Here is an 18,721-nt window from a genome sequence, read left to right on the forward strand (position 1 = left end):
GCGTTGCCGATAGCGATGAAGCTATTGGTGTAGAACCTGGAATAGCAAGGATAACAATGTATTTATACCACTTCGGCTTTTCAGAATTGCCGTTTACATTAACACCGAATACCAACTTTTATTGTGGCCTCCGGGGCCACGATGAAGCGTTGCAGGTGTTGTTAACGGCGTTGAAAACCGGTGAAGGCTTTATAAAAGTAACCGGCGAAGTGGGAACCGGTAAAACCTTGTTATGCCGAAAATTGCTCAATGAAATTCCTGATCATTTTGCCACAGCTTATATTCCAAACCCTTATTTACCGCCTGAAGAACTGCGCCATGCCGTTGCTTCGGAATTGGGTATTGAGCATCACGCACAAATTGATCAGCATCAGCTTACGCGAGAAATTGAGAAGAAATTGGTGAGCTTAAATAAGAGTGGCCGTTCTGTGGTGCTCATTATCGATGAAGCACAAGCGCTACCAAACGAGAGTTTAGAAGCACTGCGGCTGCTATCAAATTTAGAAACCGAAACGCGCAAACTCGTGCAGCTGGTGATGTTTGGCCAACCTGAACTCGATGAGCGTTTAGCTACTCGCGAACTTCGGCAGTTGCGGCAACGAATTAGTTTTTCCTATCAGCTAGAAACGCTTTCTGAAGAAGATATGGGGCGCTATGTGCACCATCGTTTGCAAATCGCCGGTTACAAAGGGCCACCCTTATTTCAGCCCGATGTGATTTGGTGGCTGCATAAAGGCAGCCGCGGTGTTCCCCGGTTAGCGAATATTTTGTGCCATAAAATGCTCTTACTAGCTTATGGTTCGGGCCGCCACACTTTATCGGTGAAAGATATTAAAACAGCCATAGCCGATACCGAAGATGCGATTATGCCGAAGCGCCAAGATATGCTTTGTTTTTTGGCGGGCGTGTTAGTGGCTGCGGCATTAGCGTTAAGCTTAGCCTTTTTCTTAGGGTGGTTGCCCGTATGAGTATCATTAATCAAATGCTGAAAGATATTGATCAGCGCGAGCGGCAGAATCACTCAGGTGGTAAAGCAAACTATGTGTATTCCGGCTCAGCGTTGCGCTCCCGCCGTTGGCTTTGGGCGCTTGGTGGTGTGGGTTTAGTTGTGGTTGTATTTGCACTTATCGCACTCGTTATGTGGGCCAGCTCAGCATTTAATACTGGGGATAACGCGCCATTACCAACCGCTGAGCAAATGCAAATTGAGCGCATGAATGCGCAATTAGAGGCTCGTGAAGCGGAAATTGCCGAAATTCAGCGGGAACTTAATGCGCAAGCTGAACGAACGAATTCAGAATTAAACAATTCAGCCTCGAATGCGGCAAATACTGGTGCTGAAAACCGTGCCGAAAACCGAGCACGAGCCCGGCAAGTAGCGGTGCCTGTGGTACCGGAAGTAATCGCAGAAAATGATTCGGTGAGCGATTCGCAAGCGGACGATGCCAATAATGTGTCTGGTTTGCCTAATGCCGAATCCGCGGTGGTAGAAAATGGCGTTGATACCCAAGCTGCCAACAACAGCGCAAATCTTGAGAGCACAGACAATCAAAATCCAAACCGTGCAGCTGGCAGCTCGGATAGCTCGAGTGCAGAGGCGAATTCCGGTGCTGGCGAAATGAGTATTCAACGCAGCGATAGCCGCACGGCAACGGCGCCTGCACTGTATCGCCGTGGTATGGAAAGCTTAGAAGCGGGCAATGGCCGCGAGGCAATGCAACGTTTTCAGGAAGCTTTATTAGTAGATGGCGAGTACCACGATGCCCGCCTGCAACTCGCCGCTTTGCAGTTTGGCCGCGGTTTTGCCGCCGATGCCCTAGAATTGCTGCGCGATGGGTTAGCGCGCGCGCCAACAAATACCGAATTTTTGTTGTTAAAAGCGCGGATTTACGATCGTATTGAGCAACCCGGTTTTGCCCTCGAGCTATTGCGTGATGTTGATGCCCAGCTGCCGCGGGATGCCGATATTTTATTGATGCGGGCAAACTTGGCCAGTGATGCCGGTGATTATGCGCTGGCAGTTTCTAGCTATCAACCACTGGTGGCTTGGCGCAGTGATCAAGGCAACTGGTGGTTAGGCTATGGCTACGCACTGGAACAATTAGCCCAAAGCCAAGGTGAAAGTACAAGCGAATACACGCAGCTGCGCAATGATGCCGCCGAGGCCTATCGCCGGGCACTGCAAGATGCCCGCTTATCTAGCTCAGCCAAAGAATTTGTATTGGATCGGCGGGAGGCCTTAACAAACTAATGGCACGCCGTAATCGATTAAAAATGCGCTTGGGCGATTTACTCGTTCATGAAAAGGTTATTTCTGAAGACCAACTGAACCAAGCGTTAAAAGCGCAGAAAACATCGGGCCGTAAGCTCGGTGATTTATTGATCGAGCTCGAGTATTTAACTGAGCAGCAACTACTGGATTTCCTCGCTCAGCAGTTGAACCTGCCAGTGCTGCAACTCAGTGAGCGGCGTTTAGATACCAACTTAGCGCGGCTATTGCCAGAAGTGCAAGCTCGCCGGCACCGTGCCCTAATCGTTGAAGCCGATGATAATCGAGCCTTAGTGGCCATGAGTGACCCGGCCGATCTCACCGCTATTGATGCCATTACTGCGATTCTGGCCCCGCGGGAAATTGAGTTGGCCGTGGTAGCCGAGCGGCAACTCTATGATGCTTTTGATAGCTTGTATCGCCGCACACAAGAAATTGAGCAATACGCCAGCCAACTGCAAGAAGAATCAAAAGATGAAACCGAGCTTGATTTAGGCGGCTCCCTTGAAGGTGATGGCGATGATGTTACCGTTGCCCGGCTCTTAAAATCGATTTTCGCCGATGCGGTGCAAGTGCGGGCCTCGGATATTCACTTAGAGCCAGCTGAAAAAGGCCTACGGATTCGGCAGCGGGTAGATGGCCAGCTACAAGAAACCATGCTGGATGAAAAAGGCATTGCTGCGGCTCTGGTGCTGCGCTTGAAGTTAATGGCGAGCTTGGATATCTCGGAAAAGCGGTTGCCGCAAGATGGCCGTTTTCAAATGACAGTGCGCGGCCACCAAATTGATGTGCGTTTGTCTACTTTGCCTACCCAGTGGGGCGAAGCCTGTGTTATGCGGTTGCTGGATCAATCCCACGGCCTGCTTAGTTTGGAACAAACGGGTATGCCGGCGGCGCTGGCGAAAAAAATTCGTTATCACATTGGCCGCCCTCACGGCATGATTTTGGTAACTGGGCCTACAGGCTCCGGTAAAACCACTACGCTGTACGGTATTTTGAGTGAACTGAACCAGCCGAACAAAAAGATTATTACGGTAGAAGATCCAGTGGAATATCGTTTACCACGGATTTCGCAGGTGCAGGTAAACAGTAAAATTGGCCTTAACTTTGGCCGCGTGTTGCGCACTACGTTGCGTCAGGATCCGGATATTCTGATGGTGGGTGAAATGCGCGATCAAGAAACCGTAGAAATTGGCCTTCGCGGCGCGATTACCGGCCACTTGGTGTTATCAACCTTGCACACCAACGATGCAATCACCAGTGCCATGCGCCTTATTGATATGGGCGGCGCGCCCTACTTGGTAGCCAGTGCCTTGCGCGCGGTATTAGCGCAGCGGCTTGTGCGCCGAATTTGTGAGCATTGTAAAGAAGAGCATATTCCAGATACCCAACAAAGCACCTTGTTGCGCAGCGTTTTACCAAAAGTGCCAGAAAACGCTACCTTCTATAAAGGCCGTGGCTGCCAACGTTGTAACTTTACCGGCTATCGCGGCCGTGTAGGTGTATTCGAGCTCTTGGAAATGAATGAGCCGATGATTGCGGCACTTAGAAACAGCGATACGCAAGGCTTTGCTGAAGCAGCCCGCAGCAATAAAGATTTCAAAACGCTTGCGGAAGTGGGCTTTGATTATGCCCTTGAAGGCATTACCTCGGTAGATGAGGTGCTTACCTTAGCGGCGGGCACACCAGTATTTTCTGATGAAGATATGCAGTTGATGCAAGAAGCCGATGATCTTAAGTTAAGCGATTCCAAGGCTAGCGGAAAGGCCGATAGCGATGGCTGAGTTCGCTTATCAAGGCCGAAATCGGGCCGGTAAGAACGTAAAGGGCAACCTCAGTGGTGCCAGCGCCAATGCGGTAGCGGAAACCTTGATTCAACAGGGTATCACCCCGTTAAAAATTCAGCCGCAAGCGGCGAAAACTGAACGGCCGAAATCAGCGAAAGCAGCGAAAACTCGAACAGCAGCACGTGCTGGCGCGGGCGGAAATGCAGCTGGCTCAAAATCCAGTGCAGGCAAAGCAAAAGCAAGCTTAACCTTACCCAGCTTTTTCCAACGCAGTGTACCGCTGCCCGATTTGATTATGTTTATTCGGCAAATGTATTCGCTTACCAAAGCGGGTATTTCTATGTTGCGGGCCATTGAAGGACTGGCCGAGAATGCTACCAACCGCCAGCTTGGCGATGCACTAAAAGACATTTGTGAGCAACTTGAACGCGGCCGTGGTTTATCCACCGCTATGGCGGAACACCCCAAGGTATTTCCGCGGCTCGTGGTGGCTGTTGTTCATGTGGGTGAGAATACCGGCCGCCTAGAGCAAAGCTTTGCCCAGCTCGCGGTATATTTAGAGGGTGAGCTCGACACCCGAAAACGCATTAAGAGCGCTACACGGTATCCCATTTTCGTGAGTATCTTTTTAGTGCTTGCGGTAATTGTGTTGAATATCTTTGTCATTCCTCAGTTTTCACAGATGTTTGCAAGTTTTGATGTGGAATTGCCCTTGATTACGCGCATGCTACTCGCAAGCTCCAGCTTTTTTCTCAACTATACTTGGTTGCTGATCTTAATTATTGTTGGGGTGATTGTGGGCACCATTCGTTGGCTGAAGCAGCCTCATGCGCGAGAACGCTGGGATGGCTGGAAATTAAAGATGCCAGCCGTAGGCGATATTCTTGAACGCTCTCTGCTTGCTCGGTTTTGCCGCAGTTTCTCGGTAATGCTGAATTCAGGCGTGCCACTTACCCAGGCATTAGGCCTCGTGAGTGAAACATTGGATAACCAATATATGTCGGTGCGCGTGGGCGAAATGCGCAAAGGCATTGAGCGCGGTGAAAGCCTATTGCGGGTGAGCCGTAACAGTACTTTGTTCACACCGTTAGTGTTACAAATGGTAGCTGTGGGCGAAGAAACCGGTAGTTTGGATGATTTGCTGGTAGAAGCTGCCGAATATTACGAGCGCGAAGTGGATTATGATTTGAAAAACATTACCGCGCGCATTGAGCCCATTATGATCAGTGTGGTGGCAGTAATGGTGCTTTTCTTAGCGCTCGGTATTTTCCTACCGATGTGGGAAATGATGGGGGCGTACGGAGGTGGCATGTAATGGACGAAGAAAGGCGTAAACGCTCACGTTCTGCTACCTCAAGCGCGGCTTCAGCGCAGAAAGTAACCTTGCCGTTAAAAACAACGAGCACAGCGGCAGCTAGCACCAGCTCAACATTAGGTATTGCGCTGATCATTAGTTTGGCCAGCATGGTGGTGGTGGGTGTGTTGATGCGCGGTGCTTTAATGAATATGTTTTCAGAAGATACCGCAGGCTGGCGCGAAACTGAATTTGATGCGGCGGCAAGCCGTTTTCAAACTCATGTAATGTTGGCGCATGTAGAATGGATTCGGTTAAGCGAACCAAGCCAAGTAGCCCTGGAAGTGCGCGGCGATACCTTTACGCAAGTGCCCATGGGGGCAAACGGTTGGCCCGTTGGCCGCAATGGCGAAGTGAGCGGTAATGGCATGTGCCAAGATATTTGGGAGCTTTTGGCCGAGCCTGGCACCATGCGCGGCAGTATGCGCACCGAGTGGGCAGAGCAGGGAAACCGAGCGTTTTGTGAATTCTATTACGATGGTACGCTGCGCTTTCGTTATCAGCCCTCGAATGGGCAGATTTACCACGAGTTGAAAACCGAGTAGTTAGCTCTTGTTAGTGAGCTTTGGTTAGTAAATGGGGAAATAGAAAGCCAATACTGGCGGGGTGTGCAAAATGTCGCATATAACATTCAACATAGAGCAAACTCGCGCGCAGTTGTTATGATCACCGTATAAAGTTTGTTCGCCATGCTTCACGAAGCAACAGAAACAAGCTGGCAGCGAAAAAGCTAGTAGCAGAACAGCTAGCAACGAAAAAGCCAGTAGCGAAGAAATAGCAGCAGAACGAGCAAAAGCCAGATAGAGGTAAAAGAAGAATGACCAAGCAGTATTTGCAAAACAAAAGAAGCGCACGCGCTATGCAGCAAAAAGGCTTTACCCTGATTGAGCTTATCATCGTGGTAATCATTCTTGGCCTGTTAGCCGCAAGTGCACTGCCACGCTTTACCGATATTTCTAGCCAAGCGGAAGATGCTTCACTTGAAGGCGTAGCCGGTGGCTTTACCAGCGCCGTAGGCATAGTGCGCGGCCAGTGGGAACTTGATGGCCGCCCAGTGGGCGATGATGAAACAACAGGCGCAGGCTCGTTAGTATTAATTGATGAAATTGAAGTGTTTGTTGATGGCAATCGCGGCTACCCCGTAAGCGGCTTAGATAATGCATCAGCACACGATAACAACATGAACGCAGAAGATTGCCGTAGTTTGTTCTCTGCAATATTACAGGGCGCACCAACGGCAAGCACCAATTTCGCTGATCTCGACAGAGCACGATTCTTTGTTGCGGCGGAAAACAACGGCACCAACAATATCTGTGTGTACTACCAGGCCAGAACATTAAGAAGCTTGCTAGATGCGCCCAGTGGTGACGATTATCTAACGGTAGGTAACAATTTCGTGTACAACCCGCGTACCGGAGGCGTAAACGTTAACCTCAATCGAAGCAACTAGCAGGCAGTATTACTGCCACGGAAATTTTAAACGTAATTTTAAAACTTAACTTTTAAACTTAGGCAATACAAAAGGTGAACAACATGAAACAGCAAAAAGGTTTTACATTAATCGAATTGATCATCGTGATCATTATCTTAGGTATCTTGGCCGTAACCGCAGCACCACGGTTCTTTAACTTTGCAACGGATGCTCGTATATCTGCGTTACAAGGTTTAGAAGGAAGTATTAATGGTGCCGCGGGTATTATTTATGGCAAATCTGTAATTAACGGTACGAATACTGCAGCAACAGGCACAACAGAAGGCGTTTCCGTTGCATATGGATATCCAACTGCTGACGAAACTGGTATCTTAGAAGCGGTTTCATTGAGCAATGATTGGACTAATGAAGAAGTTACCGGCTATGAGAACGGCACTCCGGCGGCTGCTGTTACAGCGATAGCAATTTATAGCTCAGCTTTCGATGCAGCTACCGTTACTGCCGATTGGGATTTCACAGAAGCCGATGCATCTGGTTGCTATGTAGTCTACGTTGAGGCGAGCAGAGATATTGATAGCTCAGGCACTGAACCTGTATTAGGTGATATAAGTGAATATCAGGTGAAACGTGTAACTGACCAGTGCTAATTTAAAAAAACATTTTTAGCGAAAGGGGGCTTCGGCCCCTTTTTTGTTACCCGCATTCCTAGATGACAATCTAAGTGAAAGCCAACCTAATAGTTTGAGTACCAAAAAAGATCTAAAACTCTCAATTTCTACTATAACTACTAACTGAATTAATAAGAACATTCGGCTTTGTAAGGGAGCGAAAGTATGAAGATTTTAAGTTCGTTGGCGGTAGTAGTGAGTTTTGCATTTGCTAGCTTGATGGTGAGCGCGAACGCCCAAGCGCAACAAGTTACAGAAACGGAGCTTACCGAGGGTGTTTATATGCTCGAGGGACAGGGCGGTACCATGATGCTGGTAACGACGGAAACTCGCACGGTGTTGGTTGATGCCCAATATGCGCAGATGGCTGAACAAATTGCGGCAAAAGTGGTGGATTTAAGCCAGGTGCCGTTAACTTACCTTATTAATACGCACTTCCATGGCGATCATGTGGGTGGCAATGGTTACATGGGTGAAGAGCTGGGTGCGCAAATTGTAGCCCATAAAAATGTTCGCACGCGCTTGGAAGCGGATGATGAATTCCCAGCGGCTGGCCTGCCTACTATTTTAGCGGATAATTCCCTTACCCTTGAGCTTGGTGGCCATAGCTTAACCTTGGTGCATTATCCAACGGCGCACACTGATGGCGATATGGTGGTTTGGGTAAATGATGAGAATATTGTTCACTTGGGTGATTTGTTCTTCGTTGACCGCTTCCCGTTTATTGATTTAAATGCTGGCGGCACGGTGCAGGGCTATATTGATGCGCTTGCGGCATTGCGGGATATCATGGATGACGACACGCAAATTGTTGCGGGCCACGGTGGTGTGCGCAACAACGCTGATTTGCTGCGCCTGCACGATATGATTGTAGAAACTCGCCAGCAAGTGCGCGATTGGCATGCAGCTGATGCCAGTGTAGATGATATGGTTGCTGCTGGTTTAGGCGAGAAATGGGAAGATTGGAGCTGGAACTTTATCAACGAAGATCGCTGGATCCGCACCCTTTATAACGATATGCAAGCGAGCATGTAAGAACTAAGTTACTCAAGCGCCCGAACAGTGAGTTCGGGCGCTTTTGCTCAGCTAACGCACTAACGTACTAGCGCAATTCCAGCCAATAAATAATACGATCGTTGCCGCGATACTGGCCGAAGCTACCGAAAGCGCGCGGATTAACATAAGGATCGCCTTCGGCATCTACCCAAGGATATTGCAGCCATGTAGGCGCTTGATATTCAAACTCGAACTCGCCCACATCATTTGCTGCTTCCCAGAAGAAATCACCGAATACCAATTCTCCATTTTCAAGATTAGCAATGGTACCATCAGGCCCAGTTACCAGATTATTTGGGTTATCAACAATGGCTAAGTTTGCTGGGTTCGTTGGCGTGCAGCTATCGAGGCTATTCACCATAAAGCGGTTACCATCCCAATACTCCGCCAACATAATCACATTCAGATCTTCATCTTCTGGGCCAGCAATGTTTTCCAGCACCAAACGGCCATAACGAACGTTAAGCGTATCGGCAAGGGGCACCGCGGCGCCAAGTTGCGTGGTTAAACTGGCATCCGTGCTACTAAAATTGCGGCTATCTTGCTCGTTGGCAATTTGCAGGCCTATATTCACATCTTCATAAGGCCCATCGGGGCTTCCATCGGTGAGCCGCTGAAATACCGCTGCCGGTTCACTCACTGGCATAATGCCATCTTCCCAATCAGCAGCCCAACTAATGCCAAAGCGACTGGGGAAATCATCCGCAGGCTCATCGGCAGGCGTAACATTCGCCGCTACCGCATTGATATCCGCCGAACCAACATAAGGCACGCGGCCATAATTCTGGGTAATAGCGCCATTAACATTCACCGCCCGCACCTCAGCGGAAACAATAATATCGTTGTGCCCCATGTAGGTGAAGCCATCGGCGGTGCAGGCGTTCACAACCGAGGAGCTTTCCACAACAAATCGATCTGGGAAGAACCGGCCAACTGGGCTGGGTGGCTTGGCAATCACATCACCTGCTCCGAGATAGCTATTGCCAACCAAGCTAGCTACAAGATTTACGGTGCCGGCTTCGCTCCAGGTAACGCCATTTGAGCGCTGGGCACCAGGGTAAACGTTATCTGGCACAAAGGCGCTGCCCGTGGTTACCGTGCCATCTTCAGCATCGGATGGAAACGCCACCGAATCAAATGCGGCCTGCACACCCGCCGGCGTATTTTCTCTGCCGAAGTTAGGTGTTGCATTGCCATTGGCATTCAATGATTGAATGATGACATTGAAGGGCGAACCTGCCGCTTGAAAACCGTTGCCCGTATCTGTGGTAGCACTCCATAGATCATCGTTACCATCTAGTGCTTGCAATACCAAGGTGTGGGGTATCACTATAAATTCGTTTAAGCTGGTGCCCTCAAGTTCCACAGGTGGATCGTTAATGTCGGGGTTATCAGCATTGGGTTCTGCCGGCAAGGTGAGTTCAGCATGCAAGCGCAGTTCGCCAACGTCGGTGTAGTTATGTGGCAGTAGGGCAATACCGTTGGCATCGAAGTTAAGCGTTACTGGCTGTTTATTGCCGCTTGAACCTAAATCATTTAGGCCTACATTAGTACCGCCAATACTGTAGTTCTGCCCGGGCATACACGAGGCCGGGTTCACACACTCCACACCGATATCAACCGTTTGCGCACCTTCTACCCGCGCTTCGCAGGCACCGGTGTTCACATTCGTTTCAACGGCGCGCAAGGCAACCGAGAAATCAACACCGGCGTGGCTATCGGGTACCGGCTCAAAATTATTGGCCCCCACAAACAGTAGGCCCGCGGTTTGGAAATCAATATTACAGGTGCTGGCGATAGTGCCGGTCGGGTCAAAACACTGGGTGGGGTTTACCGCAGCAACGCTGGTGTTATCAACACTAAGGGTAGCGTTGCCTCCCGGCACATTTTGCAACCCAATCACGCCACTGCCATTGGTCAGGTCTAGGGTGCCAGTGGTCCCGCTGGTGCTCACCACATCACCACCTAACCAAGTTGAAGCCGCAGCAGTTGAATCGAGGGTAATCTCCACTGGATCTTCAAATAACTGGGAACAACTCGCATCGGCGCAGGCATCCACGCTAACCGCTGCAGTGAAACAACTCACAATACCTAGGGGATGTCGGATTCGGTAGTGATCTATTTCTGCTGCATCGGGATCACAACCGAAAGCGTTGTTGATATCACTTTGTACTGCGGGGCTGTAAATAAAATCTGTTCCGCCGCCGACATCAATTGTACCACCGACTAATATACTGCCTTGAATAGTATTGTTATTACCGAAGTTTATGTTGTTGTTTTCAGCTGGGCCGTAGATTAAGCCATTAAAATTTATCGGTGCGTTATTACCTGAGTTACCATTGCCGACGTTAATATATGCACCATCATATAAAAACACTTGAAAGCTACTAGGGTTCCCAGCAGTGTTTATTTCAATTTGATTTGGACTATTATTGCCATCACCTTGAATATAATTACGAATAAACACACGTACAGGCCCACCCGAGGTGAGTATCTCAACCCCATTACCTAGTATGAAATTCTCTATGAAATAGTCACCAGATTGCATCGTGATACTGCGATTGTTTTCAATCGTTAATTGCTTAATCTGATACGTACCAGATGTTAGTGTACTATTATTATTCGGTGTGACTTGATTGTAAGTACCGGGATTTATCGTTCCACCAGATACGTTTGTTGTCGAGGAAAAAGTAGGGAAAACAGCAGGATCTAGTGCCGGGAGGCTTAAATCAACCGTGTCCACCTGTCCTATTGGTGTAGGTGTATTGCCCGAACCTTCGATGGTTTCACCATTAATTTCTGAGTTCTCGTAGGTAAATCCACCAAGGCCGACTATACCAAAGCCAGTTGCCGCATTTATTTCACCGCAGAAATCAGGGGGCGGGCCAGTAGGCCCAGCAACACAGCTGTGTGGCGTTTGCCCATCGGAATCATCACAAATCGCATCACCACCAACGGTGCCGCCATTATTAGTTATTTCTGGTGCCGTTGCATTCCCTCCAATGGAACCCTGATTGTTAGAAATTGTTTCACTGGCGGTTGCATTTTCCGTAACGTAAGCGTTGGAAAAATTAAGGGTAATATTAGTGGCTGTTGCGTTGCCGGTAATGCCAGAACCACTGCCAATATCAATATTATTTGTTGCGGTGACATTGCCTGTTATATCAGCGCTGCTCGGCTGAATGTTGACATTAGTTGCGCTCACATTCCCTGTCACCGAGCTATTACTGGCTAATGTGAAATCACCGCTCGCCGTTACATTCCCATTTATGGTTACCGGAGAGTTTGTGGAAATAGTGGTTCCCGTTACCGGCCCGTTAATTGTGGCTGAGCTACCTATAAATACCGTACTTGTTGAGTTGAGAGCCCCGTTAACGGTAGTGTTTGATGATTGAATCGCTATGCTATCGCCGGTTATAGAGCCACCGATGGTGTTTGCAGAACCAATGTTTACAACAGCCCCCGTAACAGTGCCTCCCACGCTAGTATTGTTCGCGGTTGTAACATTCCCTCCTTGAATAGAGCCGGTGATTGTATTTGCTGAAGCACCGGTAAAAGATGTGCTTGCAACAACATTACCGCTGATAGTAGTACTGCTTTGAGTGGTAATAGTGTTTGCAGAAACATCGCCTAGAAACTGAGCGCCACTACCACTGTTGATGTTGCCGGCAGTAACCGGGGCACTGAAGGTATTGTTACTTGCTGCATTTAATGTACCACCGACACTTAACGAGGAATTAATACTAAAGCCAAACCCTGTGTTTAGATCTCCTGATATTGAAACGGCTAAGCGATTTGTGTCACCGCCAACGTTAATTTGCGCATTCTGTAAATTCGCATTACCAATAATAACTAAAGAACGATTGTTTCCGCCAACCGAAATTGTATCACCCCAGTTAAGGTTTAACCCATTTGGGCAAGTAACCGTGCCACCACTACGATTACAACCGGGAGGTGCATTATTTGGGATCGTATAATCGGCGGCAAAAACTGAAAACGAAATCAGGAATAGGAGAACAAGGCCCAAGATCTGATTAAAAACGCGAGTACTATGGCATGGAACCGGTGCTTTTAAGATGTTAATTCCCTTCATCGATGGCCTCCAAGATCACTTGCTTTGAATATTCCATATCGCCGGCATCGCAGATGCCGCGGGTGATGATACGAAAATGAGTGCCGGTGTAGGCCGAGTCAATCGCGCCCAGATCGAGATAGTCACAGGCTACTTCCGCGCGGCAGCTGTTCAGGCCGGGTATCGCAAAGGTTTGGCTGAGTGTAGGCGTGAACGGATTATCGAGGGGAATGCTCGTATCTCGAACCGAACAAACGCTGGTATCAACGGGTGCATCGAGGGGGAATAAATCGGTTAAAAATAATTCTGCACCACTGCGCGCGGCGGCGAATGCGCGGGTGCCATACACATCGCTTACCGTTGCTCGGCCTAAATCACCGAGGATGCGCACCATGGCCACGCCAAGAATGCTCATGACCACGATAATAAAAATAGCCACAGCTAGCGCCCCGCCGCGCTGGCGAGCCATACGCTGCCGCGCCATGCACTGATTCGAAATGCTTTTGTGGTTTGGCTTTGCGTTATGGAACATTCGGTACATGCACCTCATGAAGAATCTGCAGCGGCTCGTTTTCGGCACTGCGGCGGAAGCGAAGGTCGATTTGCACTAGGCTACTGCGCTGCAATGTGGCTTCAAACACGCGAAATGGCAGCTGGTTATTATTTAAATCATTATCCATATTTACGGCCATGATTTCGCGAGTTCCGCTAAAACTGCTCTGCAGCGCGGTTTGTGTGAGCTGGGAAACGTTTAAGCCATAACCTTGGTAACGTTCAAGTGAATTTGTAGCTGCGTTGTAACACCAGCTTACCGGCTGACCACCCACATAATAGCGCGAAGCCGGGCTATCGGTAGGAAAGAAGCTCGGTGTGTTGCTGTAATCAATGGTGATTAGGCCATCTTCCGGCACATTATTGCTCACGCTATCAATGGTTTTGCGCCGAAGTGGCGTATTGCCATAGATGAAATTCGCGTTGGTGGCATACACAAACAGATATTCGCCGGCTAATGTGCTGTTGGTTTGTGGCAAAACACCAATAAAATCATCTCCCGCGCTTGGCCCGGCTTTCGGGATTTGTACATAACTACTGCTGGTAATAATGGGCACAAACTCAATGCAGCGCTGCAAATCGCCGGGGAGCACGCGAATACTGCGTGGGAGCGCATTGCGCAGCTCGCGGGTAAGGCGCTCAACGGCAAATCGGCTTTGGGAAACCAATTGTTCGCGGCCGGCTACATCGCTGTAAATTCGAGTGCCGAAACCGATATAGCTAAAAATAAAGGTGCTGGTGATACCCAGAAGAATGATCACGATCACTAATTCTACTAGGGTATATCCCTGCGTTTTAACGCGCTGCACTAGTAATTACCTCGTATGGCGCTAAATTGGAAATCTTGCCCAATAGGGGTAGTTACGGTTACCTCAACCCGTTTAAATAATGAGATTGCGCCTGTGTTCAGGCATTCGCCACTGTTATCGCTGTAACACACAGTTATGGCGTAACCGAAGCCTGAGTAGCGCGCGGCTATTTCCTCGCCGAGGGCATCTTCGAGGGGTGAAACAGTATCATTCAAGCCATCGTAATCATCCACATCATTAAAACGATCACGGGTTTCGGCGGCATCTTCAGGGCCAAAACTAATTTCTAAAGTGCAAGGGCTTGCGCCGATTTCGCCGCAACGCTCGGCACCGCCCGAGCGATCGCTATTTTCATCAAAGGGTTTACTCATGATTTCATCGAGCAAGGCTTGGCCCAAGGTTGCGGCTCGGGATTGCAAAATCGGCTCGGCGCTTCGTTGTGCCTGGGGGAAAATAATGACAGAGAGTAAAACAACACTAATACCAAGGGTAACGATACCAACAATAATTTCGATCAGGGTAAAACCTCGTTGCCCACGAACCTGGCTGTTCGCCATTTGCTTTAGCTTGAGGTGCTGTTGGTGTGGCATGAAAGATTCCCTTGCTCATGTTAGGTTCGATAGCGTGTGGCAAAAAGCGCCACTTTTTAGTTGTAAAACTCAGCCTAAACCTTTTCTGAAGCTTTAATTAACTTGCAATATAACAGCGAAATATATCGTTACCTGCTAGTTTAACTCGTTAATACAGCATTGTTTATATATTGTTCTTCATACTACATTTTTTTAAGTTACACTGCATACTTAGATTATTCACTTTAGCGCTTTCATTAGGTTTTCCGTATGGCTAAAACACAACATTCTGAACAATTGGAAACTGCCAGTGCGAATAGCCGCTTACCTATTTCCTATTGGTATAATAAATCAGTTGCTAGCGGCGTTAAGCTGAGTGCTCAGGGGGCAACACCGCCGCCAAAGTATCAGCGAGCCACTGGTTTTACGCTTGTAGAGTTGGTGATTGTGATTGTGGTTTTAGGCATTTTAGCGGTTACCGCGGCGCCACGTATTTTTGGCGATCGTGGTGTTGAAGAATCAACCTTAGAGCCACGGATTCTGAGTATGCTGCGCTTGCAGCAGCAACGGGCAATGCAAGATACAATTCAGCCCTGCTATGGCGTAACCCTTACCGCCGCGCAACTCACCCCCAAGGATTGTGCCGAACCGATAGCGCCGGAACGCGTTTTGGCACTGCCAACGCCTGCGGTGTTAACCGTGATTTCCGCATTGCCGGGCGCTGATTCTGGCTTTTTATTCAACGGCCTTGGTTGCCCGGTTTCCAATGGCCATGAAACTATCCCTGAAGCTTGCGGTCAGAGTTCTGTTGAATTACAGATTGACGGTGTTGAAAACCGACGAATTTGTGTGCAAAGCCAAGGATATATTCGGTCCGGTGAGTGTTAGTGATCGGAAACTGTATAAATCTCGCAAAACCGCGTTAACGCGCTTGCTCGCGGGATCACAGCTTGTTAAAGTTACGGCCTAGAATTCTATAATTATCACAAAGGGAACATCCCCCCATGTTTAAGAAGTTGCGCGGTTTGTTTTCCAACGATTTATCAATCGATTTGGGAACGGCAAACACCCTCATATATGTAAAAGAAAAAGGTATCGTGTTGAACGAACCTTCGGTGGTTGCGATTCGGCAGGATCGTGCTGGCGGCAGCAAAAGTGTGGCCGCAGTGGGTACCGCAGCGAAGCAAATGCTAGGGCGAACGCCGGGCAACATCAAAGCTATTCGGCCCATGAAAGATGGCGTAATAGCCGATTTCCATGTTACCGAAAAAATGCTCCAGCATTTCATTAAACAAGTTCACGAGAATAATTATTTGCGCCCAAGCCCGCGGGTTTTGGTGTGTGTGCCGTATGGCGCCACGCAGGTTGAGCGCCGAGCGATTCGCGAATCAGCACTAGGCGCTGGCGCTCGCCAAGTGGTTCTCATTGATGAGCCAATGGCCGCTGCGATTGGTGCCGGCTTACCGGTTTCGGAAGCAACTGGCTCTATGGTAATTGATATTGGTGGTGGTACTACCGAAGTAGCGATTATCTCGTTAAATGGTGTGGTGTATTCAAGCTCAGTGCGCATTGGCGGGGATAAATTTGATGAAGCGATTATCAGTTACGTGCGTAGAAACTTCGGTTCATTAATCGGCGATGCTACCGCTGAACGTATTAAGCATGAAATTGGTACGGCTTACCCGGGCGATGAAGTGCGCGAAATTGAAGTTCGCGGCCGTAATTTAGCCGAAGGCGTGCCGCGCTCGTTTACGTTAACCAGCAATGAAATTTTAGAAGCCCTGCAAGAGCCATTAATGGGTATTGTGGCGGCGGTAATGACAGCGCTTGAACAATCACCACCTGAATTAGCCTCTGATATTTCAGAACGCGGCATGGTACTTACCGGCGGCGGCGCCTTATTGCGTGATTTAGATCGTTTGCTCATGGAAGAAACGGGCATTCCAGTTATTGTTGCGGATGATCCGTTAACCTGTGTGGCTCGTGGTGGTGGTAAAGCCCTCGAGTTGATTGATGAGCATGGCGGCGATTTATTTAGCGACGAATAAACGGTGTCTTCTACTTTATTCATTCAAAGGGTCTCTTTGAGGACCCGCTTAACGCTAGCCTTGTTGCTAGCGTTTTTGCTTATTTTTGCCGACCATCAGCTCGAAATAATGCAGCCGGTGCGGGGGGCATTAAACTCTGTGGTAAGCCCAGTTCAATACCTTGCGGTAATGCCGGAACAAGGGCTGGATAACTTTATTAATCAAGTGCAATCGCGCCGGCGTTTAGTTCGGGAAAACCAGCAACTAAAAGAAGATGTGTTGAGTTTGCAGGGGCAAATGCAGCGCTATCAATTTTTAGTGCGGGAAAATGAGCGCTTGCGTGGCTTGCTTGCGAGCGAATCACGGGAAGAAAGGATGCGCATGGTGGCGGAAGTTATCGCGGTGGATTCCGATCCTTTCTCCCATCAAGTGGTAGTGAATAAAGGCACGCGAAACGGGGTTTATATTGGCCAACCGGTTATCGATGCTGAGGGCGTGATAGGCCAGGTGGTGGATGTTGGCTTAACCACGGCTCGGGTTATTTTGGTTTCGGATCAAAGCCACGCCATTCCATTGCGCGCTGAGGCAAGCGGTATTCGGGTGATTGCGCAAGGGGTAGGCGACACTAATTCCATTGAGCTGATGCACGTGCCCCATTCTACGGAGCTTAGCGAAGGTGATTTATTAATGACATCGGGGCTGGGCGGGGTATTTCCGGAAGGCTACCCGGTTGCGCGGATAAGTAATATCTTGCGGGATGAATCATTACCCTTTGCTCAGGTGCAAGCTACACCAGTGGCTAACCTTGATCGTATTCGAATGCTGTTATTACTCTGGGATAGCAACAGCGAACTACAGCCCATTCGTACGGAAAATGAGCCCCCAAGCGCTGATGAAAGTGGTAATGAAGGCGCCAATGAAAGTGGTAATGAAAGCGTCGATAAAAGCGCTAATGAAAGCATGGAAGAAAGCGCTGATTCAGAACCTGGAACAGCGGAGCCTGAAACCACACAAGGGGAGGGCGTATGATGATGCCACGTTTTGCCCAGCGCAGTATTATTTTGATTACGGTGATTTTATCGCTGATTCTGGCGGTGATGCCTATGTCGATCGCGGTAGCCGCATGGCGCCCTGAGTGGCCGTTACTGGTAACCCTGTACTGGATTATTGCTTTGCCACACCGCGTGAACATTGGTTATGCGGCAGTGGTGGGCCTTGCGGTTGATATTCTTCTTGGCTCTACGTTGGGTTTTCACGCCGCGGCTTACGCAATAACAGCCTATCCAGCCGCCCGTTATTATCAGCGGATTCGCAATTTCTCGCTCTCCCAGCAGGCACTGTTGGTGGCGCTGCTGGTGTTAATTGCCCGGGTAATTGTGTATCTATTTGAGCATTACTTAAATAACGCACCCCTGATGTGGGTTTATCTTTGGCCGGCGCTGAGCTCGGCAATTTTTTGGCCTTGGATATTTTTAGTGTTGCGTAAATTACGCCGGCGGTTTCAAGTTCAATGAGCCATTTAATTTTAGCCTCGGCATCACCGCGGCGAAAAGAGCTTCTGCAGTTATTAGGTGTGCCTTTTAGCACACAGCCCGCGGATATTTTAGAAGAAAAGCAAGCCCACGAAACACCCCGTGAATATGTTGAGCGCTTGGCTTACGAGAAAGCAGCGGCGGTGTTAGCTTCAGAGGCCTCATCGGCTAACGTTGAGCGCCAAGCCGTGCGCGGTTCTGGCATAGCGGTTTTGGGTTCTGATACAGTAGTTGTGTGCGATGATAAAGTTCTCGAAAAGCCAGTTGATTTTGCTCACTTTAAACGCATGATGGCGATGTTGAGTGGCCGTAGCCACCAAGTGTACACCGCGGTTTCTTTGCTAACGCAACAGCAGAATTGGCATTGTTGTGTTGTTACCGAGGTGAGTTTTCGAGCGTTAAGCGATGAGGATATTCAAGCCTATTGGGCATCTGGCGAACCTTTAGATAAAGCCGGCGGCTATGGCATTCAGGGCTTAGCTGGAAAGTTTGTAACAGGCCTAAACGGCAGCTACTTTGCTGTGGTTGGTTTACCTTTGTATGAAACTGAGCACTTGCTGAAGCAGTGGTTAGCAGCAGATTCGGGATAATATG

The 18,721-nt window shown here is 49.0% G+C and carries 17 protein-coding genes; 13 read left to right on the top strand and 4 right to left on the bottom strand.

Annotation, left to right across the window (positions count from 1 at the left end):
• Positions 1-56: 56 nt before the first annotated feature.
• The 8 genes from CWE08_RS02095 (at position 57) to CWE08_RS02130 (ending at position 8,545) form a co-directional block, all read left to right on the top strand.
• On the top strand, positions 57-968 hold the full coding sequence (locus CWE08_RS02095) for an ExeA family protein (RefSeq protein WP_126765131.1): 912 nt from the start codon (positions 57-59) through the stop codon (positions 966-968).
• Positions 965-2,251, top strand: a complete 1,287-nt coding sequence (locus CWE08_RS02100; RefSeq protein WP_126765133.1) for a tetratricopeptide repeat protein — start codon at positions 965-967, stop codon at positions 2,249-2,251. The genes CWE08_RS02095 and CWE08_RS02100 overlap by 4 nt, the downstream gene beginning before the upstream one ends.
• Positions 2,251-4,053: a GspE/PulE family protein gene (locus CWE08_RS02105; protein ID WP_126765135.1), complete on the top strand. Its 1,803-nt coding sequence runs from the start codon at positions 2,251-2,253 to the stop codon at positions 4,051-4,053. Before CWE08_RS02100 ends, CWE08_RS02105 begins: the two co-directional genes overlap by 1 nt.
• Positions 4,046-5,371 carry a type II secretion system F family protein gene (locus CWE08_RS02110; RefSeq protein ID WP_126765136.1) on the top strand — a complete coding sequence of 442 codons (1,326 nt, stop codon included), beginning with the start codon at positions 4,046-4,048 and terminating at the stop codon, positions 5,369-5,371. Before CWE08_RS02105 ends, CWE08_RS02110 begins: the two co-directional genes overlap by 8 nt.
• Entirely contained in the window at positions 5,371-5,955 is a 585-nt protein-coding gene (locus tag CWE08_RS02115; RefSeq protein WP_126765138.1) for a hypothetical protein, read from the top strand. Before CWE08_RS02110 ends, CWE08_RS02115 begins: the two co-directional genes overlap by 1 nt.
• Before the next feature lie 272 nt (positions 5,956-6,227).
• Positions 6,228-6,860: a prepilin-type N-terminal cleavage/methylation domain-containing protein gene (locus CWE08_RS02120; protein WP_275540776.1), complete on the top strand. Its 633-nt coding sequence runs from the start codon at positions 6,228-6,230 to the stop codon at positions 6,858-6,860.
• An 83-nt stretch (positions 6,861-6,943) separates the two neighbouring features.
• Positions 6,944-7,489, top strand: a complete 546-nt coding sequence (locus CWE08_RS12380; protein ID WP_126765140.1) for a prepilin-type N-terminal cleavage/methylation domain-containing protein — start codon at positions 6,944-6,946, stop codon at positions 7,487-7,489.
• Between the two features lie 186 nt (positions 7,490-7,675).
• Positions 7,676-8,545: an MBL fold metallo-hydrolase gene (locus CWE08_RS02130; RefSeq protein ID WP_126765142.1), complete on the top strand. Its 870-nt coding sequence runs from the start codon at positions 7,676-7,678 to the stop codon at positions 8,543-8,545.
• A 67-nt stretch (positions 8,546-8,612) separates the two neighbouring features.
• Here the strand turns inward: CWE08_RS02130 and CWE08_RS02135 are convergent, their stop codons facing one another.
• Genes CWE08_RS02135 through CWE08_RS02150 form a run of 4 tightly spaced genes read right to left on the bottom strand, consistent with a single transcriptional unit; the run spans position 8,613 to position 14,589 of the window.
• The gene (locus CWE08_RS02135) at positions 8,613-12,659 is read right to left on the bottom strand and encodes a polymer-forming cytoskeletal protein (RefSeq protein ID WP_126765144.1); all 4,047 of its coding nucleotides are present in this window, start codon (positions 12,657-12,659) and stop codon (positions 8,613-8,615) included.
• Complete coding sequence (locus tag CWE08_RS02140) at positions 12,646-13,170, bottom strand: pilus assembly PilX family protein (RefSeq protein WP_126765146.1); 525 nt, start codon at positions 13,168-13,170, stop codon at positions 12,646-12,648. The genes CWE08_RS02135 and CWE08_RS02140 overlap by 14 nt, the downstream gene beginning before the upstream one ends.
• Entirely contained in the window at positions 13,160-13,999 is an 840-nt protein-coding gene (locus CWE08_RS02145; RefSeq protein WP_126765148.1) for a PilW family protein, read from the bottom strand. Before CWE08_RS02145 ends, CWE08_RS02140 begins: the two co-directional genes overlap by 11 nt.
• Positions 13,999-14,589 (bottom strand): type IV pilus modification PilV family protein, encoded by a 591-nt coding sequence (locus CWE08_RS02150; protein WP_241973807.1) that lies wholly within the window; start codon positions 14,587-14,589, stop codon positions 13,999-14,001. The genes CWE08_RS02145 and CWE08_RS02150 overlap by 1 nt, the downstream gene beginning before the upstream one ends.
• Before the next feature lie 249 nt (positions 14,590-14,838).
• On the opposite strand from CWE08_RS02150, the gene CWE08_RS12385 reads away from it, so the two are divergent.
• The 5 genes from CWE08_RS12385 to CWE08_RS02175 all read left to right on the top strand — a co-directional run bounded on the left by CWE08_RS12385 (position 14,839) and on the right by CWE08_RS02175 (position 18,717).
• Entirely contained in the window at positions 14,839-15,456 is a 618-nt protein-coding gene (locus CWE08_RS12385) for a prepilin-type N-terminal cleavage/methylation domain-containing protein (protein ID WP_126765150.1), read from the top strand.
• Between the two features lie 116 nt (positions 15,457-15,572).
• Positions 15,573-16,616: a rod shape-determining protein gene (locus CWE08_RS02160; RefSeq protein WP_126765152.1), complete on the top strand. Its 1,044-nt coding sequence runs from the start codon at positions 15,573-15,575 to the stop codon at positions 16,614-16,616.
• Positions 16,617-16,619: 3 nt separating this feature from the next.
• Positions 16,620-17,624, top strand: a complete 1,005-nt coding sequence (gene mreC, locus CWE08_RS02165; protein ID WP_126765154.1) for a rod shape-determining protein MreC — start codon at positions 16,620-16,622, stop codon at positions 17,622-17,624.
• Positions 17,621-18,109: a rod shape-determining protein MreD gene (mreD, locus tag CWE08_RS02170; protein ID WP_126765156.1), complete on the top strand. Its 489-nt coding sequence runs from the start codon at positions 17,621-17,623 to the stop codon at positions 18,107-18,109. The genes mreC and mreD overlap by 4 nt, the downstream gene beginning before the upstream one ends.
• Positions 18,106-18,717, top strand: a complete 612-nt coding sequence (locus CWE08_RS02175; protein ID WP_126765158.1) for a Maf family protein — start codon at positions 18,106-18,108, stop codon at positions 18,715-18,717. The genes mreD and CWE08_RS02175 overlap by 4 nt, the downstream gene beginning before the upstream one ends.
• The last annotated feature ends 4 nt before the right edge of the window (positions 18,718-18,721 follow it).

The organism is Aliidiomarina iranensis (genome assembly GCF_003987135.1).
In the GTDB taxonomy this organism is placed as follows: Bacteria; Pseudomonadota; Gammaproteobacteria; order Enterobacterales; family Alteromonadaceae; genus Aliidiomarina; species Aliidiomarina iranensis.